Genomic DNA, 24463 nt, shown 5'->3' on the forward strand with positions numbered 1-24463 from the left:
AGGGGCGTACGCCTTTCGTCGCTGTTCCGTCAGACGACCGGCGAGGCCGGGCCGTCGTCGGAGATCACTGTAGCGCCACGGGTCAGGTCGGCAGCGCGGCGGCCGACGCCGCGGACGCCCTCGTCCTGCAGGGCCCGGACGAACGCCGAACCGATGATCGCGCCGTCCGCGTAGGCGAGGATCTCCGACACCTGCTCCGCGGTCGAGATCCCGAGACCGACGCAGGTGCGCTCGACCCCCGCGGAGCGCAGGCGCGACACGACCGAGCGCGCAGCGGCGTCGACGCCCGAACGAGCCCCCGTCACGCCCATGGTGGACACGGCGTACACGAAGCCCCGGCTCGCCTCGACGGCCTGGCGCATGCGGTCGTCGGACGAGGACGGCGCGGCGAGGAACACGCGGTCGGCGCCGGTGCGCTCGGACGCGGCGATCCACTCGCCTGCTTCGTCCGGGATGAGGTCGGGCGTGATGAGCCCGGACCCGCCCGCGGCGGCGAGGTCGTCCGCGAACCGGTCGACGCCGTAGCGCAGCACCGGGTTCCAGTACGTCATGACGAGGACCGGGACGTCGGCCCGCTCGGTGATCGCGTGCACGGCGTCGAAGACGTGCGCCACGCGGAAGCCGTTCGCGAGACTCGTCTCGGTCGCGCGCTGGATGACCGGGCCGTCCATGACCGGGTCGGAGTACGGCAGGCCGAGCTCGATCGCGTCGACCCCGTTCTCGGCGAGGGCCACCGCGGCCGCCACACTCGTGGGCAGGTCCGGGAACCCCGCGGGGAGGTAGCCGACGACCGCCCCGGCACGCTCGGCGTTCGCGGTGTCGATGGCGGCGCGCACGGACCGCGACGTCGTGGTGCTCACAGCTGCTCCGCTCCCTCGTCGATGAGCCCGAACCAGCGGCTGGCGGTCGCGACGTCCTTGTCCCCGCGCCCGGACAGCGACACCAGGACGATGGCGTCGGGGCCGAGCCGCGCCCCCAGCTTCACCGCGCCCGCGAGCGCGTGGGCCGACTCGATCGCCGGGATGATCCCCTCCGTGCGCGTCAGCAGCCGGAAGGCGTCCATGGCCTCGACGTCGGTGATCGGCTCGTAGGTGGCGCGCCCGATCGCGGCGAGGTGAGCGTGCTCCGGGCCGACGCTCGGGTAGTCGAGGCCGGCGGACACCGAGTGGCTCTCGATCGTCTGCCCGTCGTCGTCCTGCATGAGGTAGGACTTCGCTCCGTGGAGGACCCCCGACCGGCCGAGGGTGATGCTCGCCGCGTGCCGTCCGCTCTGCACGCCCTCGCCACCCGCCTCGAAGCCGTACAGCGCCACGGACTCGTCGTCGAGGAACGCCTCGAAGATGCCCATCGCGTTCGACCCGCCACCGACGCACGCCGCGACCGCGTCGGGCAGGCGCCCGGTGAGCTCGAGGACCTGGGCACGGGCCTCCTCGCCGATCACCTTGTGGAACTCACGGACCATCTCGGGGAACGGGTGCGGGCCGGCGACCGTGCCGAGCAGGTAATGCGTGGTGTCGACGTTCGCCACCCAGTCCCGCAGGGCCTCGTTGATGGCGTCCTTGAGCGTGCGCGAACCGGTCTCGACGGCGACGACCTGGGCCCCGAGCAACCGCATACGCGCGACGTTGAGCGCCTGGCGCTCCGTGTCGACGGCACCCATGTAGACCACGCACTCCATGCCGAACAGCGCCGCGGCGGTGGCGGTGGCGACGCCGTGCTGCCCCGCCCCGGTCTCGGCGATCAGCCGGGTCTTGCCGAGCCGCTTGGCCACGAGCGCCTGCCCGAGCACGTTGTTGATCTTGTGCGACCCGGTGTGGTTGAGGTCCTCGCGCTTGAGGACCACCCGGGCACCACCGGCGTGTTCGGCGAACCGCGGGACCTCGGTGATGATCGACGGGCGGCCGGTGTAGTCGCGCTGCAGGGCGTCGAGTTCGGCGTGGAACGCCGGATCCGCCCAGGCGGCGCGGAAGGCCTGCTCGAGTTCGTCGAGCGCCAACACGAGCGACTCGGGGACGAACCGTCCGCCGAAGTCGCCGAAGTACGGACCATGGAGGTCGCGGAGGTGGGTCACGTGGTGCTCCGGTGAGGAGGGTCCGGGCGGGCCCGGCGGATGGGTTCTAGACGACGCGGAACGCGGCGAGCGTCGCCGCCGGGTCGTCACCGGTCACGAGGGCCTCGCCGACGAGCACGGCATCGGCGCCCGCGGCGCGGTAGTGGGCGACGTCGGCGGGCGACGACACGGCGGACTCGGCCACGCGGACCACGCCATCCGGCACCGCACCGACGAGGCGCCCGAAGAGGTCGCGGTCGAGCGAGAAGTCGGTCAGGTCGCGGGCGTTGACACCGAGGATGCGCGCCCCGGCGTCGAGCCCGCGGCTGACCTCGTCCGCTGAGTGGGCCTCGACCAGTGCCCGCATCCCGAGCTGCTCGACGAGCGTGTGGAGTTCGACGAGCCGGGGCTGGTCCAGCGCGGCGACGATGAGCAACACGATGTCGGCGCCCGACGCCCGCGCCTCGAGCACCTGGTAGGGATCGGCGATGAAGTCCTTGCGCAGCACCGGGACGGCCACCCGGGCCCGGACGGCCTCGAGGTCGGCGAGGCTCCCCCGGAACCGGCGCCCCTCGGTCAGGACGCTGATCGCGCTGGCGCCGCCGGCCTCGTACCGGCTCGCGAGCTCGGCTGGATCGGCGATCTCGGCGAGCGGCCCGCGCGAGGGGCTGGCCCGCTTGACCTCCGCGATGACGTGCACGCGGTCACCGGGAGCGAGGAACGCGAGCGCGTCGCGCGGCGAGGACACGCGGTCGAGGTCGCGCTCGACGTCCGCCGCGGGACGGTCGAGCCGTCGCGCCGCGGCGTCCTCCAGCGCTCCCGCGACGAGACCCGCGAGCAGATCCGTGGTCGGCTCGGCCGTCATCGGGTCACTCGTGGGTGCGCGTGACGTACTTCGGGCCGTTGACGCCGTACCCGAGCTTGGCGAGCACGCCGCCGAGGATGAGCCCGACGACGAGGAGTCCGGCGGACGCCCAGACCGCCCACGCGATGCTGAACCAGAAGCAGATGACGCCGATGGCGAAGGCGACCAGCATGATGATCACGGCCGTCCAGGCGGCGGGCGAGTGTCCCTCGCCGAGTTCTGCGGGCTCAGTGTTGCTCACGGTGCTCCTCGTGGTCCGGTGCGTCGTCCTCGGTGCGACGCTCCCCCGATCCTACCGTGCGGTCCTCCGCCGTCCCGTCAGCGGCGGCCACCCCGTCTACCCCGGCGGTGGAGGTCCCGGCAGCCGTGGGGTCGACGCCCGCGCTGAGGTCGTCCCAGTCGACGATGGCATCCCGCGGCGCGTCGGCCGCCGGCACCCGTCCAGTGCCCCCGTACCGGCGACTCGGGCCGGGCCAGGACCGCTGGGCGACGAGCACGAGCAGGCCGAGCGCCACGGCGAGCACGCCACCCGCGATGCCGACGTACGGCCACGGGGTGACGTCGATGCTCCGTACGATCGAGCGGATCGCGGGGACGTCCTGCACGCCGGTGACGCCACTGATCGCCGACTGCGCGGCGACCACGGGATCGGTCAGACGGCCGATCCCCGTCACGACGACCGCGATCCCGAGCAGCACCTCGACGACCGCGAGCACGACGCGGAGCACGCGCCCCGCGATGGTCAGGGCGATCGACAGCGCCAACATGGCGATCGCGAGGGCTGAGTAGGGCACGACGGAGCCGTCCGCCGTCACCGTGCTCGCCGTCGCGCTCGTGGCGTCGAGGTGCGCCGTGAACCAGGTCTGCGTCCAGGACAGGAGCACGATGCCCGCGACCGCGAGACCGGCGAGGACGACGAGCGGGCGTGAGCGCCTCACGACCGGACCGCCCGCATGGCGTTCGCGGTCGCGACGGCGCGCAGCGGCGCCGCGGCCTTGTTCTGGGCCTCCACGTGCTCCGTGGCCGGGTCGGAGTCGGCGACGAGCCCTGCACCCGCCTGCACGCGGGCGACCCCGCCCTGGATCAGCGCCGTACGGATGGCGATCGCCACGTCCGCCGAGCCCGCGAAGTCGAAGTAGCCGACGACGCCGCCGTACACGCCCCGCTGGGCGGGTTCGAGCTCGTCGATGATCGCGAGCGCACGCGGCTTCGGCGCACCCGACAACGTGCCTGCCGGGAACGTCGCGCGGAACACGTCGATCGCGCTCGCCCCGGGGCGGATCGTCCCCTCGACACTCGACACGAGGTGCATGATGTGACTGAAGCGCTCGACCTGCATGAACTCGGTGACGGCGACGGTGCCGGGCAGGCACACCTTCTGGAGGTCGTTCCGCGCGAGGTCGACGAGCATGAGGTGCTCGGCCCGTTCCTTCGGGTCGAGGAGCAGTTCGTCGGCGAGACGCACGTCCTCCTCGGTGGTGCGACCGCGAGGCCGGGAGCCGGCGATGGGGTGGGTCATGGCGCGACCGTCCTCGACCCGCACCAGGGCCTCCGGCGAGGCACCGACGATCCAGTACGGCTCGTCGCTCGTGTCCGCGAGACTGAGGAAGTACATGTACGGGCTCGGGTTGAGCGTCCGGAGCACGCGGTAGACGTCGAGCGGGTCGGCCGTGACGGGCTGGTCGAACCGCTGCGAGATGACGACCTGGAACACGTCGCCGTCCCGGATGAAGCGCTTCGAACGCTCGATCGCCGCCGCGTACTCCTCGGGGGTCGAGCGAGCGGACGGGGACGGCGCCGCCACGTCGAAGGCCTCGGCGACCGTGGCCGCCGACGGCTGTACGAGGTCGCGCTGGAGACGGTCGAGGCGCGCCTGTGCGTCCGCCCACATGGCGTCGGGGTCGTCCGCGCCGTCGTTGAGGGCGCTCGCCACGAGGAGCACGAGTCCGGTCCGGTGGTCGATCGCCGCGAGCTCGGAGACGAACGCCATCGCTTGGCCCGGCACCGTGAACTCGGCCGGTGGCGCGTCCGGGAGGTGCTCGAGCTGACGGACGGCCTCCCATCCGATGAACCCGACGGTGCCCCCGACGAGCGGCGGCATGCCCGCGAGCCGCGGGGTCGCCCACCGCTCGTGCAGTCGTGCGAGCACGTCGAGCGGCGCGCCCTCGAGCGATCCGACCGCGCGCTCCGCGTCGATGCCCGTGTCGATCCACCGCGCCTCGGTACCGTCCTGCGTCAGGACGCCGAAGCTGCGGACCCCGACGAACGACCAGCGCGACCAGAGTCCGCCCTGGCCCGCGGACTCGAGCAGGAAGCTCCCCGGACGCCCCGCTGCCAGTTTCCGGTAGACGCCCACGGGCGTCTCGCTGTCCGCGAAGAGCGCTCGTACGACCGGGACGACGCGGTGGCCGTCGAGCATGGCCTCGAACTCCGCTCGCGCGGTCGTGTGCGGGTGGTCCACGGGTGCCGCTTCGGTGCCCGGGATGGTCGCCTCAGGCACCGGTCGCCTCCCTCGCGTCGACGTCGGCCGCGTCGCCACCGGCTGCGGCGGTGCCGGGCACGGCGGTGCCGGCCACGGCGGTGCCGGCCACGGCGGTGCCGGCCGTGCCCTCGGCGCTGCCCACGACCGGTGCGAGCGGGTCGACGTCGAAGCACCGGTGCGCACCGGTGTGGCACGCGGCGCCGATCTGGTCGACGGTGACGAGGATCGTGTCGGCGTCGCAGTCGAACGCCGCCGCTCGGACGAACTGCGCGTGCCCCGAGGTGTCGCCCTTGCGCCAGTACTCCTGCCGGGACCGCGACCAGAAGGTGACGCGACCCTCCGTCAGGGTCCGGCGGAGGGCCTCCCGGTCCATGTACCCGAGCATGAGGACGTCCTTGGTGGCGGCTTCCTGGATGACGGCGGGCAGGAGGCCGTCGGCCCCGAAGCGGGCGCGGTCGAGGACCGCCTCGGTGGACGAGGGGGACGGTACTGCGGTGCTGGTGCTGTCGGCCATGTCGTCCATCAGCGTACGGCGTGTCCGGCCGCGCGCAGGGCGTCCTTGACGTCGCCGATCGTCATCTCGGCTCGGTGGAACACGCTGGCCGCGAGGACCGCGTCGGCCCCGGCGTCGATCGCGGGCGCGAAGTGCTCGAGCGCGCCCGCGCCTCCCGACGCGATCACCGGCACCGAGGCGACGGCGCGCATGGCGGCGACGAGCTCGAGGTCGAAGCCCGCCTTCGTGCCGTCGGCGTCGATCGAGTTGACGAGCAGCTCGCCCGCGCCACGCTCCACGGCCTCCCGCGCCCAGGCGAGGGCGTCGATGTCGGTCTCGCGCCGACCGCCGTGCGTGGTCACGACGAACCCCGAGGGCATGCGATCGGCGCGCTTGACGTCGAGCGACAGCACGACGGCCTGCGCTCCGAAGCGGTCCGCGATCTCGCCGACGAGTGCCGGTCGGGCGATCGCCGCGCTGTTGACGCCGATCTTGTCCGCGCCGCACTGCTGGAGACGGGCGACGTCGTCGACGCTGCGGACGCCACCACCCACGGTGAGCGGGATGAACACCTGCTCGGCCGTCCGGGTGACGGTCTCGTACATGGTCGCGCGACCCTCGACGGTCGCCGACACGTCGAGGAACGTGAGCTCGTCCGCGCCCTGCTCGTAGTACCGCGCCGCCAGCTCGACCGGATCGCCGGCGTCCTGCAGGTCGAGGAAGTTGACGCCCTTGACGACCCGGCCCGCCGAGACGTCGAGGCACGGGATCACCCGGACCGCGACCGACATGCCCGTGCTCCCGCTCACAGTCGCGCGGCGTGGATCGCGCTGACGAGGATCGCGCGCGCACCGAGTTCGTAGAGGGCGTCCATGATCGGGTTCGTGTCGGCCCGCGGGATCATGACGCGCACCGCGGACCATTCGGGGTCGTGCAGGGGCGACACGGTCGGTGACTCGATCCCGGTCGCGATCGCCGTGGCCTGGGGCAGCAGCACGGACGGGATGTCGTAGTCGAGCATCACGTAGCTCCGGGCCACCAGCACACCGTGGAGCCGTCGTCGCAGCACGGAGATGCCCTCGATCGACTCGTCCGTCGTCACGAGCACGGCGGTGGACTCGAGGATCACCGGCCCGAAGATCTCGAGTCCCGCGGCGCGCAGCGTGCTCCCCGTCGAGACGACGTCGGCCACCGCGTCGGCGACACCGAGCCGCACGGCGCTCTCGACCGCGCCGTCCAGCTTCACGAGGACGGCGGTCACCCCGTGCCGAGCGAGGAAGTCGCCGACGAGCCCCGGGTAGCTCGTCGCCAGACGCACGCCCTCGAGGTCCGTCAACTCCGTGAAGCGTCCGGGCGGCCCGGCGAACCGGAACGTGGAATCCGCGAAGTCGAGCTCCTCGATCTCCGAGGCCGTCGAACCGCTGTCGAGCAGCAGATCGCGTCCCGTGATCCCGACGTCGAGCGCGCCGGAGCCGACGTAGGTCGCGATGTCACGTGGGCGGAGGAAGAAGAACTCGACCCCGTTGCGCTCGTCGACGAGGTGGAGCGCCTTCGGGTCACGCCGCCCGGCGTAGCCCGCCTCGCGCAGCATGTCGGTCGCGGTCTCGGACAGGGATCCCTTGTTGGGCACGGCGACGCGGAGCATCGGGTCTCGCTTTCTGGAGGAGCGGCTCGGGTGATCGGGGAGGCCGCCGGTGGTCACCGGCGCGGCTCACAGATGCTCGTAGACGTCCTCGGGGGTCAGGCCCTTCGCGACGAGCAGGACCTGCAGGTGGTACAGGAGCTGGGAGATCTCCTCGGCGGTCCGTGCGTCACCCTCGTACTCCGCGGCCATCCACACCTCGGCGGCCTCCTCGACGATCTTCTTGCCGATCTGGTGGACGCCGGCGTCGAGCTCGGCGACCGTCCCCGACCCCGCGGGACGCGTCCGTGCCTTCTCGGACAGCTCGGCGAACAGGTCATCGAACGTCTTCACGGCGATCAGGCTACCCGGCTCGCAGCCGCCCGCAGGCCCGCGATCCGCTCAGCCGGGTCCCCGCCGTAGACGGCCGAGCCGGCGACGAGGGTGTCGGCGCCGTTCGACACGGCCTCCTCGACCGTGTCGAGCGCGATGCCGCCGTCGACCTCGAGCCACACGTCGAGACCGGACGCCGCGACCGCCGCGCGGGCGGCGGCGAGCTTCGGCATGACCTGCGGCATGAACGCCTGACCGCCGAATCCCGGCTCGACGGTCATGAGCAACACCATGTCGTACGCGTCGAGGTGGTCGAGCACGGGCGCGATGTCCGTCCCGGGCTTGACCGCCACGGCCGCGCGAGCGCCGTTGCTCCGGATCGCCGCCGCGGTGGCCACGGGATCCGTCGCGGCCTCGATGTGGAACGTCACGCTGGCCGCCCCCGTCTCGGCGTACTTCGGTGCGTTGCTGTCGGCGTCGGAGACCATGAGGTGCACGTCGAGCGGGACGGGCGAGACCTGCTGCAGCCGCGTCACGACGGGCAGACCGATCGTCAGGTTCGGCACGAAGTGGTTGTCCATGACGTCCACGTGCACCATGTCCGCCGTCGCGATCCGCCCGAGCTCCCGCTCCAGGTTGGCGAAGTCGGCGGACAGGATGCTGGGCGCGATGCGGATCGTCACGCGACGAGCGTACCGGGAGCGCCCGGAGCGCGACGACGGGGCGGAGCCGCTCCCGCCCCGTCAGCGCCGACGCAGGAGGGCGATGAACATCGCGTCCGTGCCGATGCGGTGCGGCCAGAGCTGGACGGTGGCGCCGTCGGCGACCTGCGGGTCCCGAGCGGCGATGCTCCGCACCACGGAGGCCGTGTCGACCTGCTCGAGGACGTCGCCGTGCCGGGCGAGGAGCGCGTCCACCTGCCCACGGGTCTCGGCGAGGTGTGGCGAGCACGTCACGTACGCGAGCGTGCCGCCCGGTGCGAGCGACGCGACGGCGGCGTCCAGCAGTTCCGCCTGCACCACCGCGAGCTCCGAGACGTCCTCCGGGTCCTTCCGCCATCGCGCCTCCGGTCGACGACGGAGGGCGCCGAGGCCCGTGCACGGCGCGTCGAGCAGGACGCGGTCGTAGCTGCCCGGCGCGGTCGGTCCGGCCTCCCCCGGGCGTCCGAACCGGCGGCCGTCGCCTTCGGTGACCGTCACGGTCTCGGTGAAGCGTTCGAGCGCCGATCGGACGAGTCCCGCACGCGCCGGGACGAGCTCGTTGGCGACGAGCGTGGCGCCGGCGACCCGGGCCTCCGCGGCGAGCAGCGCGGCCTTGCCGCCCGGGCCGGCGCAGAGGTCGAGCCAACGCTCCCCCGGAGCGATGGCCGACGAGCGGGTCAACGCGAGCGCCGCGAGCTGCGACCCCTCGTCCTGCACCCGCGCTCGGCCGTCGGCGACCGCAGGGACCCGCGACGGGTCCCCGGCGACTCCGCGGACCCCGACCGGCGAGACGGGAGGCTCCGCCTCGGCATCCGGCAACACGTCGCCGGGTTCGACGAGCCCGGGCAGCGCCGCCAGGGTCACACCGGCCGGCACGTTGTCGGCCGCGAGCAGGGCGACGAGCTCGTCGCGGGCGCGCTCGGCGGCGAGGGCGTCGCGGAGGGCACCGACGACCCAGCGCGGGTGTGACCAGCGCCTCGCGAGCAGGTCGTCGCCCGTCAGGCCGCGGGTGATCTCGGCGTCCCAGCCGTCCGCGTCGCGCCCACCGACCTTCCGGAGCACGGCGTTGACGAACCCGCTCGCCCGACGCGCTCCGATCGCCCGGGTGAGGTCGACCGTCTGCGACACGGCCGCGTGGGACGGCACGCGCATCCCGACGAGCTGGTGGACGCCGAGGCGGAGGACGTCGAGCACGTCGGCCTCGATGTTCGCGACCTGGCGCCCGGACGCCGCCTCGATGATCGCGTCGTACGTGCCGATCATCCGGATGGTGCCGTACGTCAGCTCCGTCGCGAAGCCGGCGTCCCGGGCGGAGAGCCCCGCGCGTCGGATGCGGACCGGGAGCAACAGGTTCGCGTACGCGTCGTCCGCCTGGACCGCACGGAGCACGTCGAGCGCCACGCGCCGGGCACTCGTCCCCGCACCGCGGTTCCCCCAGCCGCTGCCCTCGGGCGTCGTGGGTGTCACGCGAGCACCGCCGACGTGAGGTCCCCGAGACCGCGGGCCCACGACGCGCCGGGCATCGGACGCCCACCGGCCGGCTGCACCTCGAGGAGCTCGAGCGGCTCGGTCGCGGTGCCCACACGGAGCGCGCCGCCGACCAGCCCGAGCGCACCGGGTGCGAGGTCCTCGGTCGTCGTCACCAGGCCTGCCGGCCGTGTCGTCGGTGTCGTGCGGGCGGTCCGGAGCAGCTTGACCCGCGTGGCACCGAGGTAGGCGTACGCGCCCGGTTCCGGCGTCACCCCGCGCACGTGGGCGTGCACGACCGCAGCCGGACGGTCGAAGGCGACGTGGCCGTCGGCGGAGGTCGTCTTCGGAGCCGTGGTGGGTTCGCCCACCTGCGCGACGCCGACCGCACGGCCCGCCGCGACGTCGTCGACGACGCGCGCGACGAGCTCGGCGCCCGTCTCGGCCATGGCGGCGAGGACCTCGCCGGCCGTCGCGTCGGGCCCGATCGGGAACGGCTCGGAGGCGTACACCGGTCCGGCGTCGAGCTCCTCGACGAGGCGGAACACGGTCGCCGCGGTCGACCGCTCGCCCGCCATGACGGCGCGCTGGACGGGCGCAGCGCCCCGGAAGGCCGGGAGCGACGAGAAGTGCAGGTTGAGCCAGCCGTGTCGCGGGACGTCGAGCGCGGCACGACGGAGCAACGCACCGTACGCGACGATGACGCCGAGGTCCGGTCCGAGGAGACGGAGTCGCTCCGTGACGTCGGCGTCCACGCGGGACGCCGTGATCACGGGGAGCCCGAGTTCCTCGGCGGCGACCGCGACCGGGGTCGGGGTGAGCACGCGCTTGCGGCCCTGCGGCGTCGGAGGCCGGGTCAGGACGGCGACGATCTCGTGGTCCGTCGCGGCGAGGCGACGGAGAGTGGGGACGGCGGCTGCGGGGCTGCCCGCGACGACGAGACGCATGGACTCCGGGTGGTGGTCGGTGGAGGGGGCTCAGGGGCCCTCGGAGAACGGTTCGACGTCGTCGAGCCGCACCCTGAGTGTAGGTGCGGCGCGGCGACGGTTGCCCCCGGGCAGCACCCGACGGGTCGACGACCGCCGGATCACCTCGGCCTTGAGCGTCGCCGCGACCTCGGTGCCGTGCGCGTACGGGAACCGCACGATCGTCCGGACCGTCCCGGGTACGGGGTCGTCGACGGCCACCGGACCGAGCACGGGCCCGACGAGGGCGTCGCCGAGCGCCTCGACCGCGGCGGCCACCGCCTCGTCCGTCCCGGTCAGCGTCGCCACGCGGACGGCGGGCGGGAAGTGCAGGACCCGGCGGTCGGCGAGCTCGTCGTGCGCCGGGACCTCGAGCCGCCACGTGGCCATCGCCGTCGCCAGCCGTCCGCCGACGCCGACGAGGAACGTCGTGCCACCGCGCGCCGTCCGGGCCGCCGCGTTCGCCCAGACCCGGAGGACGTCCTCGGCGACGCGCAGGCCCTCGCGGGCGAGCATGCGCTCGCCGTCGAGCAGGAGGACGCACGCGTACCCGCCGGGCGTCGACGGTTCGGCGCCGCGGGTCGCGACCACGACGGCGGGTCGGTCGTCGACCTCGTCCACCGGACGGGCGCCGTCGGCGACGACGATCCGCGTCCCGGGGAACGCCCGTCCCAGCTCGTCCGCGGTGCGCTGCGCGCCGTGGCCGACCGGACGGAGCGTGGACCCCTGGCAGGTGGGACACCGGTACCCGACCGCCAGGGCCCCGCACCAGCGACACTGCGGCACGCCGGACGACGTCGCCCGGCCGAGGGGTCCCCCGCACCGCGGACAGCGGGCCCGGTCGCCGCAGTCGGCACACACGAGCCCCGTCGCGAACCCCGGACTCGCCACCTGCACGAGCACGGGACCGGTACGGCTGGCCTCGCGTGCCGCACGCCAGGCCGCGGACGGGATCCGGGCGTGCGCGGCCCAGCCCTCCGCGGACGTCTGCTGCGCGGTCGGCACCACGCGCGGGACGACCGCGCGGACGGGCCGGACGTCGTCGAGCCACCCGAGTTCGACCAGACGCTGGACGTCGGTGCTCCGCGCGTGCGCTGCGAGCAGCAGGGCCGCCCCCGACTGCGCGGTCCGGAGCAGCACGGCGTCACGGGTGTGCACGTAGGGAGCGCGTTGCTCGACGAACGAGGGGTCGCCGTCGTCCCAGACGGCGAGCAACCCGAGGCGCTCGGCCGGTGCGTACACCGCCGCGCGGTTGCCGACCACGACGACCGGACCCGACCGGGCCGTCAGGAGTGCGCGGGCGCGCTGCCCGTTCGTCTGCCGCGCGTCGAACCGCACCACACGCTCCGCGGGGACGAAGGCGGCGACGGCGCGCTCGACCTCGGCGAGATCCCGGAAGTCCGGCACCACGAGGATCGCGGTCCGCTCCGACGCGAGCACCCGGGCCGCCGCCTCGGCGAAGGTGCGCGCCCACCCGTCCACCCAGGAGTCGTCCGGCAGCCGCACCGGATGCGCGATCGCGGTCATCGCGGCGCGACCGCCGTCCTCGAGCAGGGCCTCCACGCGGCCCTCCGGGTACGCCGTCACCACCGGCGCGGTGACGACCGGCGGCACCGTCGTGGTGTCCCGTGCGAGGAACGCCTTCTCGGCGCGGACCTGACGCGGTGGCACCGCCAACCGGAGGACGTCGCTCGCCACCCCCGCCGCGCGGTCCGCGACGGCGCGCGCCAGCCGCCAGACCTCCGGCGCCAGGACGGGGACGGGCGACACGACCTCCTCGAGCGGACTAAGGTCGCCGGGGAACGAGCCCTCGGTGGCGACCTCGACGACGAAGGCGTCCGCGATCCGGGCGCCCGTGCGGAGCGGGACGCGCACCCGGACACCCGGGAGGCACGCCTCGCGCATCGCGTCCGGGATGCGGTAGTCGAACAACCGGTCGAGCTGCGGGAGCGGTGAGTCGAGGACGACGCGTGCGATCCGCGGGGTCGCGGACGCGGGCGAGGCCGCGCCCGCGGGCGCCGCCGCGGCCTCGACCGTCGGCACCGTTGGGGGGCCGGGCAGGGGCGGCCGCGCGTCCGCGCGCGGGGACCGCGCCGCTTCAGCGGGCGCTGGCGCGTCCTCCGGCACGACGGACCGTCAGACCCCGGCCGTCACGAGGCCGGCGGCGACCCGCAGCGCCTCGACACGGTCGAGGGCCTCCCAGGTGAACCCGGGGAGCTCCCGACCGAAGTGTCCGTAGGTCGCCGTCGCGGCGTACGTGGGGCGGAGCAGGTCGAGGTCGCGGATGATCGCCGCGGGCCGCAGGTCGAAGACCGCCCGGATGGCGTCGACGATCACGGCGTCGTCCACGTGGCCGGTCCCGAAGGACTCGACGTACAGCCCGACCGGGGCGGCGCGGCCGATCGCGTAGGCGACCTGGACCTCGAGCCGGTCGGCGAGACCGGCGGCCACCGCGTTCTTCGCGACCCACCGCAGGGCGTACGCGGCCGAACGGTCCACCTTCGACGGGTCCTTGCCGCTGAAGGCACCACCACCGTGCCGCGAGGCGCCGCCGTAGGTGTCCACGATGACCTTGCGACCCGTCAGCCCCGCGTCGCCCTGGGGACCGCCGATCTCGAAGCGGCCGGTCGGGTTCACGATGACGTCCACGGCGCTCGAGTCCAGCGCGACCGTGTCGAGCACGGGGCGGATCACCCGGGCCGTGATGTCGACGGTGAGTTGCTCGAGCGACACGGTCGGCGCGTGCTGGGTCGACAGCACGACGGTCTCGACGGTCCGCGGGGTCACGCCGTCGTACCCGATCGTGACCTGCGTCTTGCCGTCGGGTCGGAGGTACGGCAGCTCGCCCGACTTGCGGACCGCGGCGAGGCGCTCGGCGAGCCGGTGTGCGATCCAGATGGCGACCGGCATGTACTCGGGCGTCTCGTTCGTCGCGTAGCCGAACATGATGCCCTGGTCACCGGCACCCTGGCGATCGAGCGGATCCGTCGCGCCCGTCCGGGCCTCGAGCGCGTCGTCGACGCCCTGCGCGATGTCGGGCGACTGCGAGCCGATCGAGACCTCGACCCCGCAGGTGTGGCCGTCGAAGCTGACCTCGGACGAGTCGTACCCGATGCCGGTGATGACGTCGCGCACGATCGTGGGGATGTCGACGTAGCCGGCAGTCGTGACCTCGCCCGCGACGTGCACGAGACCGGTCGTCACGAGGGTCTCCACCGCGACTCGGGCGTGGGGGTCGACGGTCAGGAGCGCGTCGAGGATGCGGTCCGAGATCTGGTCACAGATCTTGTCCGGGTGCCCCTCGGTGACCGACTCGGAGGTGAAGAGGCGGAGTGCGGACGTCACGGATCAGGCGTCGGGCGTCTGCGGCGTGGCAGTCAGCTTGTTCTCGTTGATCTCGTGGAGCGCCACCGACAGCGGCTTGTCGTCGATGGTCGAGTCGACGAGCGGGCCGACGTTGTCGAACAGGCTGCCTTCGTGCAGGTCGGCGTAGTAGTCGTTGATCTGCCGCGCACGCTTCGACGCGAAGATGACGAGCGCGTACTTCGACTCGACCTTGGCGAGCAGGTCGTCGATGGGCGGATCGATGATGCCCTGGGAACGGTCGGCCATGGGAGCTCCTCGGTAGGTTGACGAGCGCCGGGTCACGGCGCGGAGAACAAGTCTACGACCTCCTGCGCAGCGGTACGGACATCGGAGTTCACGATCCGGACGTCGAACTCGTCCTGGGCGGCGAGCTCCACCTTCGCCGTGTCGAGCCGCCGTTGCTGCTCCGCGGGGCTCTCGGTCCCCCGCCCGATGAGCCGCCGGACGAGTTCCTCCCACGTCGGCGGGAGCAGGAACACCAGGAGCGCCTCGGGCATCGCGGCGCGGACCTGCCGCGCACCCTGCAGGTCGATCTCGAGCAGCACGCTGCGCCCCTGGTCGAGCGCGCGGTCGATGGGCGGTCGGGGCGTGCCGTATCGGTAGGAGTTGTGGACCGTCGCCCACTCCAGGAGCTCGCGCTCGCGGACCATCCGGTCGAACTCGGCGTCGTCGACGAAGTAGTAGTGGACGCCGTCGACCTCGCCCGGGCGCGGTGCCCGGGTCGTCGCGGAGACGCTGAGGAGCACCTCCGGGTGGTGTTCCCGGATGTACGCCGAGACCGTGCCCTTGCCGACCGCGGTGGGCCCGGCGAGCACGACGAGCCGCGAGGCGCGTCGGCGACGACCGGACCGCGACGCCAGCCAGTCCGCGAGTTCCCCGCGCTGCCGCGTGCCGAGGCCGCCCAGCCGCTTCGTCGGCGCGATGCGGAGCGTGGCCATGACGCTCTCGGCACGCGCCGGACCGATGCCCGGGAGGCTCGTCAGGAGGTCGCGGACGCGGAGCGACTGCTCCGCGGTGGCCGCGTCGCTCCCCCAGGCAGCCCGCGCGACGTCGAGCCCGGACCGGGCACCGGAGGCCACGTCGGCCTTCACGGCCGCCCGCGCCCGGCGTGCAGCGACGGCGGCCCGGGCGGCCGCGGCGCGGTCGACCTCGGGCGGCCGGGACCCGCGAGGGCCGGACGCCCCGCCCGGGGGGACGTCCTCGTTGCCCGTGCCGTCCACGTTCACGCGAGCGCCGCCGCGATGCGGTCGACCCGCGCGGCGACCTCGTCCTCGACCCCGTCGGGACCGGACGCCAGCAGGCCACGCGACTCGTTCACGAGGACCTGGTCGGCGACGGCGCCGAAGCGCTTCCGGAGGTCCTCGATCCGGGCCCCCTGCGCGCCGAACCCCGGCGCGAGCACCGGTGCCGACCCCACGGCGTCCCTGCGGAGACCGAAGTCGGCGAGGTCGAGCGTCGCGCCGATGACCAGTCCGACCGAGCCGAGCTCCCCCGGCCCGCCCGTGTGCTCCCCTGCCCTGCGTCGGTTCTCGTCTGCCACGTCCAGAACGATACCGGCGGCGACGGACGACCCGGAACGGGGCCCCTCCTGCACCACGGCGGTCTGCAGGACCCGGCCCTCGGGGTTGCTCGTGGCGGCCAGGACGAACACGCCCGCCCCCGCCGCCGCCGCGACGTCGAGCGTCCCGGCGAGGGCGCCGAACCCGAGGTACGGGGACACCGTCAGGGCGTCGGACGCGAGCGGCGAGGAGGGGTCGAGCCACGCGGCGGCGTAGTCGTCCCCCGTCGACCCGATGTCCCCGCGTTTCGCGTCCGCGATGACGAGGAGGCCGGCGTCCCGTGCGCGCCGGACCGTGGCCTCGAGCGCCCGGTAGCCGGCGGCGCCGGCGACCTCGAAGAACGCGACCTGGGGCTTCACCGCGGCGGCGCGGCCCACGGCGGCGTCGACGAGCACCGCGCCGAACGCGGTCAGACCGGCCTCGTTCCGCGGGAGTCCCCAGGCGCGGAGCGTCGCGGCATGCGGGTCGATCCCCACGCACAGCGGCGACCGCTCCCCCATGGCGGACCGGAGGCGCGCACCGAACCGTGTCGCGCCTCCCGTCCGAGCCGACGGAGCGGTCGCCTCGTCGGTCACCAGGTCGCCCGCTCGAGGGCGTAGTCCTGGAGGCTGCGCACGCTGTGCGGGGTGCCGATCGTCTCGATCGCCGCGACCGCCGCACCGAGCTGCGCGATGGTCGTGAAGAGCGGCTTGTCCGCCGCCACGGTCGCGGCGCGGATCTCGTACCCGTCCGCGCGACCGGCCGCCCCGCTCGGCGTGTTGATGACGATGTCGACCTCGTCGCGGGCCAGGAGGTCGACGACGTTCTCGCCACCCTGGCTGTACTTGCCGACCACGCGGACGTCGATCCCGTTGCGGCGCAGGATCTCGGCGGTGCCCTCGGTCGCGATGATCGTGAACCCGAGCTGCTGGAGGCGGTGCACGGGCAGGACGATGGCCCGCTTGTCCGTGTCCGCGACGCTGACGAACACGGTGCCCGAGGTGGGCAGACCGCCGTACGCGGCGATCTGGCTCTTGAGGAACGCCCGCGGGAAGTCGCGGTCGATGCCCATGACCTCGCCGGTGGACCGCATCTCGGGGCTGAGCACGCTGTCCACGACCTGACCGTCGCGGGTCCGGAACCGGCGGAAGGGCAGCACGGCCTCCTTGACCGCGATCGGGGCCTCCATCGGGACGACCGAGCCGTCACGCTCGGGGAGGAGACCCTCGGCGACGAGGTCGTCGATCGAGCTGCCGGTCATGACGCGCGCCGCCGCCTTGGCCAGCGGGATGCCGAGCGCCTTCGACACGAAGGGGACGGTCCGGCTCGCACGGGGGTTCGCCTCGATGACGTGGAGCACACCGGCCGCGATCGCGAACTGCACGTTGAGGAGACCCGCCACGCCGACCCCGCGGGCGATCCGCTCGGTCGCCGCGCGGACCGCGTCGATCTCGGCACGACCGAGGCCCACCGGCGGCAGGGTGCAGCTCGAGTCGCCGGAGTGGATCCCGGCCTCCTCGATGTGCTCCATCACGCCGCCGATGTAGAGCCGCTGGCCGTCGAACAACGCGTCGACGTCGATCTCCACGGCGTCGTCCAGGAACCGGTCCACGAGCAACGGCAGATCCGGGCCGATGATCGCCTGGTCGGCGACGCGGTCGAAGTAGTCGACGAGCGAGGGGCTGTCGTACACGATCTCCATGCCGCGACCACCGAGGACGAACGACGGACGGACGAGCACGGGGTAGCCGATCTCCTCGGCCACGGCGGTCGCGCTCTCGAGGTCGTGCGCCGTGCCGTTCCGCGGGGCCACCAGCCCGGCCTCGTCGAGGATGCCGGAGAACAGCCCCCGCTCCTCGGCCAGGTCGATCGACCGCGGGCTCGTGCCGAGGATCGGGATGCCGGCGGCCTCGAGCGGCTTCGCGAGCCCGAGCGCGGTCTGCCCGCCGAGCTGCACGACGACGCCGACCAGCTCGCCCGACGCCGCCTCGGCCTCGATGACCTCGAGGACGTCCTCGGCGGTCAACGGCTCGAAGTAGAGGCGGTCCGAGGTGTCGTAGTCGGTCGACACGGTCTCGGGGTTGCAGTTCACCATGATCGTCTCGAAGCCGGCGGCCGCGAGTGCGAAGGACGCGTGCACGCACGAGTAGTCGAACTCGACGCCCTGCCCGATCCGGTTCGGACCGGAACCGAGGATGACGACCTTCTTGCGGTCGCTCGGCGCGACCTCGGTCTCGGCGTCGTAGCTCGAGTAGTGGTACGGCGTCAGGGCCGGGAACTCCCCGGCGCAGGTGTCGACGGTCTTGAACACGGGGCGGATCCCGAGCTCGTGGCGGGTCGCCCGCACGGACTGCTCGTCGGTCCCGCGGAGCTCCGCGATCTGGGCGTCGCTGAAGCCGTGCTGCTTGGCCCACCGGACCGTGCCCGCGTCGAGCGTCGACGCCCCGCGGACCTCGGCAGCGACCTCGTTGATGAGCACGATCTGGTCGACGAACCACGGGTCGATCCCCGTCGCCGCGAAGACCTCCCCGGCCGTGGCACCCGCGAGGAGCGCCTGCTGCACCGTCACGATGCGACCGTCGGTCGGCACCCGGGAGGCCGCGAGCAGGACGTCCTTGTCGCCCGGCTCCGCAGGCCAGTGGAAGCTCGATCCGCGCTTCTCGAGGCTGCGCAGCGCCTTCTGCAATGCCTGCGCGTAGTTGCGTCCGATCGCCATGGCCTCGCCGACGCTCTTCATCGTCGTCGTGAGCGTCGCGTCGGCCGCGGGGAACTTCTCGAACGCGAACCGCGGCACCTTGACCACGACGTAGTCGAGCGTCGGCTCGAAGCTCGCCGGCGTCTTCTGGGTGATGTCGTTCGGGATCTCGTCGAGGCGGTACCCGATGGCGAGCTTCGCCGCGATCTTCGCGATCGGGAACCCGGTCGCCTTCGACGCGAGCGCGCTCGAGCGGGACACCCGCGGGTTCATCTCGATCACGATGACCCGGCCGGTCGCCGGGTCGACCGCGAACTGGATGTTGCAGCCGCCGGTGTCGACCCCGACCCGACGGATGATGTCGATGCCGATGTTCCGCAGGTTCTGGAACTCGCGGTCGGTCAGCGTCAGGGCGGGCGCGACGGTGATGGAGTCGCCGGTGTGCACGCCGACGGGGTCGACGTTCTCGATCGAGCAGACGACGACCGTGTTGTCGGCGTGGTCGCGCATGAGCTCGAGCTCGTACTCCTTCCAGCCCAGGATCGACTCCTCGAGCAGGACCTCGGTCGTGGGGCTCGCGTGGAGGCCGTCCCCCACCATGCGGACGAGCTCGTCCTCGGTGTAGGCGAACCCGGAACCGAGACCACCCATCGTGAAGGACGGGCGGATGACGAGCGGGTAGCCGAGATCGAGCGCGAACGCCTTGGCCTCGTCGACGGTGTGGGCGATGTGGCTCCGGGCCACGTCGGCACCGGACTCGAGCACGAGCTGCTTGAAGAGCTGCCGGTCCTCACCGCGCTGGATCGCGTCGACCTTGGCGCCGATGAGCTCGACGCCGTAGCGCTCGAGGATGCCGGCCTCGTCGAGCGCGATCGCCGCGTTGAGGGCCGTCTGTCCGCCGAGCGTCGGGAGCACGGCGTCCGGGCGCTCGATCTTGATGATCTCCTCGAGCGAGTCGTTCGTGATCGGCTCGATGTACGTGGCGTCGGCGAAGTCCGGGTCGGTCATGATCGTCGCCGGGTTGGGGTTGACGAGGACGACCCGGACGCCCTCGGCGCGCAGGACGCGGCACGCCTGGGTGCCGGAGTAGTCGAACTCGGCGGCCTGCCCGATGACGATCGGCCCGGAGCCGATGACGAGGACGGATGTGATGTCGGGGCGCTTGGGCATCAGTCGTTGCTGCTTCCGGTCGTGGTGGCCGAGCTGTCGCTCGGCCGGTCGTGCGTCGGGTCGGCGGCGGGCGTGGTGGCGGCGGCCGTGGCGGCGTCGAGCGGACGCCCCTCGCGCCGGGCGATCACCATGTCCCGGAACCGGTCGAACAGGTACATGCTGTCGTGCGGGCCCGCCGCGGCCTCGGGGTGGTACTGCACGCTGAACGCGGGGATGTCGAGCGCGCGCAGGCCCTCGACGACGTTGTCGTTGAGGCTGAAGTGGCTCACCTCGACCCGTCCGAAGCCGATCGGCGACTCGAGCACCTCGCCGACGGGTGCGTCCACCGCGAAGCCGTGGTTCTGGCTCGTGATCTCGACCCGCCCGGTCGTCGTGTCGAGGACGGGCTGGTTGATGCCGCGGTGCCCGAACGGGAGCTTGTACGTCCCGAACCCGAGCGCCCGACCGAGCAGCTGGTTGCCGAAGCAGATGCCGAAGAACGGCCGGCCGTCACGCAGGGTCTCACGGAGGAGCTCGACCTGGGCGTCCGAGGCCGCCGGGTCGCCGGGGCCGTTCGAGTAGAACAGGGCGTCGGGGTCGAGTTCGCGCAGCCGGTCGATCGAGACGTCCTGCGGCAGCACGTGGACCTCGAACCCGCGCGCCGCCAGGTACCGCAGTGTCGAGGTCTTCACCCCGAGGTCGAGCACCGCGAGGGTCCCGATGCGGTCGCCCTCCGGCTCGAGCACGTACTCCTCGCGGGTCGAGACGGCCGCGGAGAGGTTCTGGCCCGTCATGTCGGTCTGCTCGCGCACGACACGGAGCTGCTCGTCGGGTCCGAGGTCCGCGTCCGCGCCGCTGAACACGCCGCCCTTCATGGCCCCGGCGTCGCGGATCCGGCGGGTGACCGCGCGCGTGTCGATGCCGGAGATCCCGACGATGCCGTCACGCTCGAGGTGGTCGTCGAGGCTCGCGTTCGCGCGGTGGTTCGACACGATGCGGCTCGGGTCCCGCACCACGTAGCCCGCCACCCAGATCCGACCGGACTCGGGGTCCTCGTCGTTCACACCCGTGTTGCCGATGTGCGGTGCCGTCTGCACGACGATCTGGCCGGCGTACGACGGGTCCGTCAGGGTCTCCTGGTACCCCGTCATGCCGGTGGCGAACACGACCTCGCCGAGCGTGCGGCCGCGGGCGCCGTAGGCCCAGCCCTCGTAGCGGGTGCCGTCCTCGAGGACGAGCAGTGCCCGTTCGCGTGTTGTCATCGTGTCGGTTCTCCTCCGTCGCCCGTGTCCGGGCCTCGCTCGCCCGTCACCGGGCTGGTCGTCTGGGTCAGTTCCCGCAGGGCCGCGAGCGGAGCCGCATCACCCGAGGGGAACCGGAAGTAGCTGTCGAGGTCCGTCGCACCCGCGGCGCCGGTCGCCCGCCATCGCAGTCGGACGAGTCCGCCGCGCTCGACGACGCGGTCGATCGTCCAGGTGGCGCGGTCCGCCCCACGGACTGCACGACGATCCACGAACCGCTCGGGTTCGCCGGCGATCGAGAGCACGACGCCCTCGTCGTGGACCCTGAGCGCGGCGCGCCCACGGAACCCGAGGCCTCCGCCGACGATCCGCTCGAGCGGCTGGTCGGCGCGGGTCGTCGCCACGTACAGGCCGTCCCAGGAGCCGAGCGCCGGGTGCAGTCCCGGGGGCACCGGGACGGGAGGCACGACCGCGTCCTGCCCGCGTCCTCGCCGCCGCCACGTCCGCGCCATCACGACGAGCAGCGCGACGATCACGAGGAGGATCACGGCCTCGGTGGACCAGGTCATGCCGACACCGCCGTCGCGGCGCGCGCCGCTGCCGCGACGCGCTCGGCGTCGACCGCACGGCCGTCGAGGACCGTCGCGTAGCCGTGGTGGAACGTCGCCACCACCCGTCCGGGCAGGCGCATGCCGAGGTACGGGGAGTTCGTCGACTGGCCCGCCAGGTCCTGCCGCTGGAACGTCCGCGACGCTGCGGGGTCGTAGAGCAGTACCTCGGCCGGTGCGCCCGCCGTGATCGCCTGCCCCTGGCCGGCCACCTGCCCGATCCGCGCGGGCGCCGAGGACAACACGCGCGTCACGTCCGCCCAGTCGAGACCACCCGTGGCGACCACGGACTCGTGCACGACGCTGAGCGCGGACTCGAGCCCGACCATGCCGTTCGCCGCGGCCGGCCACTCGCAGCACTTCGCCTCGTCGGTGTGCGGAGCGTGGTCGGTGGCCACGATGTCGATCGTGCCGTCGGCCAGCGCGGATCGCAGCGCCTCGACGTCCTCGCGACGGCGCAGCGGCGGGTTCACCTTGTACCGGGCGTCGTAGCCGTCGACGCCGTCCGGGCCCCCGGCGATGAGGTCCTCGGTGAGGAGGAGGTGGTGCGGTGTGACCTCGGCCGTCACGGCGATCCCGCGGGACTTCGCCCACCGGATGACCTCGACGCTGCCGGCGGTCGACACGTGGCAGACGTGCAGACGCGCGCCGACGTGGTCCGCGAGGAGGACGTCGCGGGCGATGATCGCCTCCTCGGCGACCGCGGGCCACCCGGCGAGCCCGAGCTCGGACGAGAGCGCGCCCTCGTTCATCTGCGCGCCGATCGTCAGACGCGGTTCCTGGGCGTGCTGCGCCAGGACGCCGCCGAAGCCCGTGATGTACTCGAGCGCCCGACGCATGAGGAGCGGATCCGAGACGCACGAGCCGTCGTCGGAGAACACCCGCACCCGCGCTCGGGACGTCGCCATCGCGCCGATCTCGGACAGCTGCGCGCCCTGGAGCCCCTGGGACACGGCTCCGATCGGGCGGACGGTCACGTAGCCGGCGGCGTCGCCGAGCGCCTGCACCTGCTCCACCACGCCGGCGGTGTCGGCGACGGGCGAGGAGTTCGCCATGGCGTTGACCGCGGTGAACCCACCGACGGCCGCCGCGCGCGACCCGGTCAGGACCGTCTCGGACTCCTCGAAGCCCGGCTCGCGGAGGTGCGTGTGCAGGTCGACGAGCCCGGGCAGGACGAGCAGGCCGTCGGCGTCCACGACCTGCGCCGACCCTGCGTCGACCCGCGGGCCGACCTCCGCGATGCGGCCAGCGCGCAGGAGGACGTCGGCTCGGGTTCCGTCGGCGAGGGTGCCGCCGCGGATCAGGTGGGTGGTCGTCATGCCGTCGCCTCCTCGGCGGTCGGGGTGCTCGTCGTCGGGGCACCCGTGCGGTCCCCTCCGGTGAGGCAGAGGTAGAGCACCGCCATCCGGACCGACACACCGTTCGCGACCTGCTCGACGACGGTCGACCGGGGGTCGTCGGCCACGATGCCCGCGATCTCGAGACCGCGGTTCATCGGCCCGGGGTGCATGACGATGGTCCGATCCGGCAGCGCTGCGAAGCGTCCCGCGGTGAGGCCGTAGTGCCGGGTGTACTCGCGGGGGTTCGGGAAGAACGCGTCGTGCATGCGCTCCTGCTGCACCCGGAGCATCATGACGACGTCCGGGGCCTCCGCCAGCGCGGCGTCGAGGTCGTGGTGCACCGCGGCACCGAACGGCCGTGGCGTGACCGGCAGGAGCGTGGGCGGTGCCGCGAAGGTCACGTGCGCACCGAGCGTGCGGAGCAGCCACGCGTTCGAGCGGGCGACCCGGGAGTGCAGCACGTCGCCGACGATGAGGACCCGCACCCCGTCGAGGTCCCGGCCCCGCGAGTCGGCGCCGTGGATCCGACGGCGCATGGTGAACGCGTCGAGGAGGGCCTGTGTCGGGTGCTCGTGGGTGCCGTCCCCGGCGTTCACGACGGCCGCGTCGACCCAGGCGCTGTCGGCGAGCACGCGCGGGGCGCCCGACGCTCCGTGGCGGATGACGATGCCGTCGACCCCCATCGCTCCGAGCGTCTGCACGGTGTCCTTGAGCGACTCCCCCTTCGAGACGCTCGATCCCTTCGCCGCGAAGTTGATGACGTCGGCGGACAGTCGCTTGGCGGCCGCCTCGAACGAGATGCGCGTCCGGGTGGAGTCCTCGAAGAACAGGTTCACGACCGTCTTGCCGCGGAGCGCCGGGAGCTTGCGGACCTCGCGGGTGCCGGTGTCGGCCATCTCCTCGGCGACGTCGAGCACCTCGATGGCCTCGGCACGCGGGAGGTCCCGGGTGGACAGCAGGTGCCTCATCGGACGGTGACCTCGGGTGCGGTCCGGGCACCCTCGATGACGACCTCGTCGACACCGTCGGTCTCGGCGAGGTGGAGCGAGATGCGCTCGTCCGCCGCGGTCGGCAGGTTCTTGCCCACGTGGTCGGCCCGGATCGGGAGTTCCCGGTGCCCCCGGTCCACCAGGACAGCGAGGCGGACGGCCCTGGGCCTCCCGATCGTCTGCAGCGCGTCGAGCGCGGCGCGCACGGTCCGGCCGCTGTAGAGCACGTCGTCGACGAGCACCACGACCTTGCCGTCGATGCCGCTCGCCGGGATGACGGTCCGGTGCGGCGCGCGACCGATGCCCCGGCCGAGGTCGTCACGGTGCATGGTGACGTCGAGGGTGCCGACCGTGCCGGCGCCCGTCTCGATCGACTCGAGCACCCGTGCGAGGCGCTCGGCGAGGACGGCGCCGCGCGTCGGGATGCCGAGCAGGACGAGGTCCGAGCCGCCGTGGTTCGCCTCGAGGACCTCGTGGGCGATGCGCGTCATCGCGCGCGTGATGTCAGCGGACTGCAGCACCGTGCGGGCGCCCATGCCGACCTCCTTCCCCGCCTCACA

Annotated in this window: 23 protein-coding genes and 1 pseudogene; all 24 read right to left on the reverse strand. The window is 73.2% G+C overall.

Translation table 11 applies throughout. From position 1 onward, the window contains the following. Nucleotides 1-29 precede the first annotated feature (29 nt). On the reverse strand, nt 30-860 hold the full coding sequence (gene trpA / locus DEI81_RS03600; protein ID WP_111009139.1) for a tryptophan synthase subunit alpha: 831 nt from the start codon (nt 858-860) through the stop codon (nt 30-32). Next, nucleotides 857-2071, reverse strand: coding sequence for a tryptophan synthase subunit beta (trpB, locus tag DEI81_RS03605; protein ID WP_111009140.1), 1215 nt, complete (start codon nt 2069-2071; stop codon nt 857-859). Before trpB ends, trpA begins: the two co-directional genes overlap by 4 nt. A 46-nt stretch (nt 2072-2117) precedes the next feature. Then, nucleotides 2118-2891, reverse strand: a complete 774-nt coding sequence (trpC, locus tag DEI81_RS03610; protein WP_111009354.1) for an indole-3-glycerol phosphate synthase TrpC — start codon at nt 2889-2891, stop codon at nt 2118-2120. Between the two features lie 28 nt (nt 2892-2919). After that, nucleotides 2920-3156 carry a DUF6704 family protein gene (locus DEI81_RS03615; protein ID WP_111009141.1) on the reverse strand — a complete coding sequence of 79 codons (237 nt, stop codon included), beginning with the start codon at nt 3154-3156 and terminating at the stop codon, nt 2920-2922. Then, nucleotides 3143-3853, reverse strand: coding sequence for a Trp biosynthesis-associated membrane protein (locus DEI81_RS03620; RefSeq protein WP_111009142.1), 711 nt, complete (start codon nt 3851-3853; stop codon nt 3143-3145). The genes DEI81_RS03615 and DEI81_RS03620 overlap by 14 nt, the downstream gene beginning before the upstream one ends. Then, nucleotides 3850-5334, reverse strand: a complete 1485-nt coding sequence (locus DEI81_RS03625) for an anthranilate synthase component I (protein ID WP_111009355.1) — start codon at nt 5332-5334, stop codon at nt 3850-3852. Before DEI81_RS03625 ends, DEI81_RS03620 begins: the two co-directional genes overlap by 4 nt. Before the next feature lie 193 nt (nt 5335-5527). After that, nucleotides 5528-5911 (reverse strand): annotated as a pseudogene (hisI, locus tag DEI81_RS03630) (phosphoribosyl-AMP cyclohydrolase); the annotation flags it as partial. An 8-nt stretch (nt 5912-5919) separates the two neighbouring features. Next, nucleotides 5920-6681: an imidazole glycerol phosphate synthase subunit HisF gene (hisF, locus tag DEI81_RS03635; protein ID WP_111009143.1), complete on the reverse strand. Its 762-nt coding sequence runs from the start codon at nt 6679-6681 to the stop codon at nt 5920-5922. A 14-nt stretch (nt 6682-6695) separates the two neighbouring features. Beyond that, nucleotides 6696-7535 (reverse strand): ATP phosphoribosyltransferase, encoded by an 840-nt coding sequence (gene hisG / locus DEI81_RS03640; RefSeq protein ID WP_111009144.1) that lies wholly within the window; start codon nt 7533-7535, stop codon nt 6696-6698. 66 nt (nt 7536-7601) lie between these two features. After that, entirely contained in the window at nt 7602-7865 is a 264-nt protein-coding gene (locus DEI81_RS03645; RefSeq protein WP_111009145.1) for a phosphoribosyl-ATP diphosphatase, read from the reverse strand. A gap of 5 nt (nt 7866-7870) precedes the next feature. Continuing rightward, nucleotides 7871-8527, reverse strand: a complete 657-nt coding sequence (gene rpe, locus DEI81_RS03650) for a ribulose-phosphate 3-epimerase (RefSeq protein WP_111009146.1) — start codon at nt 8525-8527, stop codon at nt 7871-7873. A gap of 60 nt (nt 8528-8587) precedes the next feature. Beyond that, nucleotides 8588-10012 carry an RsmB/NOP family class I SAM-dependent RNA methyltransferase gene (locus DEI81_RS03655; RefSeq protein WP_258368472.1) on the reverse strand — a complete coding sequence of 475 codons (1425 nt, stop codon included), beginning with the start codon at nt 10010-10012 and terminating at the stop codon, nt 8588-8590. Further along, on the reverse strand, nt 10009-10959 hold the full coding sequence (locus DEI81_RS03660; RefSeq protein WP_111009148.1) for a methionyl-tRNA formyltransferase: 951 nt from the start codon (nt 10957-10959) through the stop codon (nt 10009-10011). Before DEI81_RS03660 ends, DEI81_RS03655 begins: the two co-directional genes overlap by 4 nt. Nucleotides 10960-10989: 30 nt before the next feature. Continuing rightward, nucleotides 10990-13020 carry a primosomal protein N' gene (locus DEI81_RS03665; protein WP_111009149.1) on the reverse strand — a complete coding sequence of 677 codons (2031 nt, stop codon included), beginning with the start codon at nt 13018-13020 and terminating at the stop codon, nt 10990-10992. A 93-nt stretch (nt 13021-13113) separates the two neighbouring features. Next, on the reverse strand, nt 13114-14322 hold the full coding sequence (gene metK / locus DEI81_RS03670; RefSeq protein ID WP_111009150.1) for a methionine adenosyltransferase: 1209 nt from the start codon (nt 14320-14322) through the stop codon (nt 13114-13116). A 3-nt stretch (nt 14323-14325) separates the two neighbouring features. Then, a complete protein-coding gene (gene rpoZ, locus DEI81_RS03675; protein WP_111009151.1) occupies nt 14326-14589 on the reverse strand; it encodes a DNA-directed RNA polymerase subunit omega in 264 nt (87 codons plus the stop codon). 32 nt (nt 14590-14621) lie between these two features. After that, entirely contained in the window at nt 14622-15563 is a 942-nt protein-coding gene (gene gmk / locus DEI81_RS03680) for a guanylate kinase (RefSeq protein ID WP_111009357.1), read from the reverse strand. A gap of 2 nt (nt 15564-15565) precedes the next feature. Further along, nucleotides 15566-16477: an orotidine-5'-phosphate decarboxylase gene (gene pyrF / locus DEI81_RS03685; protein WP_258368473.1), complete on the reverse strand. Its 912-nt coding sequence runs from the start codon at nt 16475-16477 to the stop codon at nt 15566-15568. After that, entirely contained in the window at nt 16474-19746 is a 3273-nt protein-coding gene (gene carB / locus DEI81_RS03690; protein WP_111009152.1) for a carbamoyl-phosphate synthase large subunit, read from the reverse strand. Before carB ends, pyrF begins: the two co-directional genes overlap by 4 nt. Beyond that, nucleotides 19746-20987, reverse strand: a complete 1242-nt coding sequence (gene carA / locus DEI81_RS03695) for a glutamine-hydrolyzing carbamoyl-phosphate synthase small subunit (RefSeq protein ID WP_111009153.1) — start codon at nt 20985-20987, stop codon at nt 19746-19748. The genes carB and carA overlap by 1 nt, the downstream gene beginning before the upstream one ends. Beyond that, the gene (locus DEI81_RS03700; RefSeq protein ID WP_111009154.1) at nt 20984-21535 is read right to left on the reverse strand and encodes a hypothetical protein; all 552 of its coding nucleotides are present in this window, start codon (nt 21533-21535) and stop codon (nt 20984-20986) included. The genes carA and DEI81_RS03700 overlap by 4 nt, the downstream gene beginning before the upstream one ends. Further along, a complete protein-coding gene (locus DEI81_RS03705) occupies nt 21532-22893 on the reverse strand; it encodes a dihydroorotase (protein ID WP_111009155.1) in 1362 nt (453 codons plus the stop codon). Before DEI81_RS03705 ends, DEI81_RS03700 begins: the two co-directional genes overlap by 4 nt. Next, nucleotides 22890-23882 (reverse strand): aspartate carbamoyltransferase catalytic subunit, encoded by a 993-nt coding sequence (locus DEI81_RS03710; protein ID WP_111009156.1) that lies wholly within the window; start codon nt 23880-23882, stop codon nt 22890-22892. Before DEI81_RS03710 ends, DEI81_RS03705 begins: the two co-directional genes overlap by 4 nt. Beyond that, nucleotides 23879-24439, reverse strand: a complete 561-nt coding sequence (pyrR, locus tag DEI81_RS03715; RefSeq protein ID WP_181434791.1) for a bifunctional pyr operon transcriptional regulator/uracil phosphoribosyltransferase PyrR — start codon at nt 24437-24439, stop codon at nt 23879-23881. The genes DEI81_RS03710 and pyrR overlap by 4 nt, the downstream gene beginning before the upstream one ends. Between the last annotated feature and the right edge of the window lie 24 nt (nt 24440-24463).

This window comes from Curtobacterium sp. MCBD17_013 (assembly GCF_003234565.1).
GTDB lineage: Bacteria > Actinomycetota > Actinomycetes > Actinomycetales > Microbacteriaceae > Curtobacterium.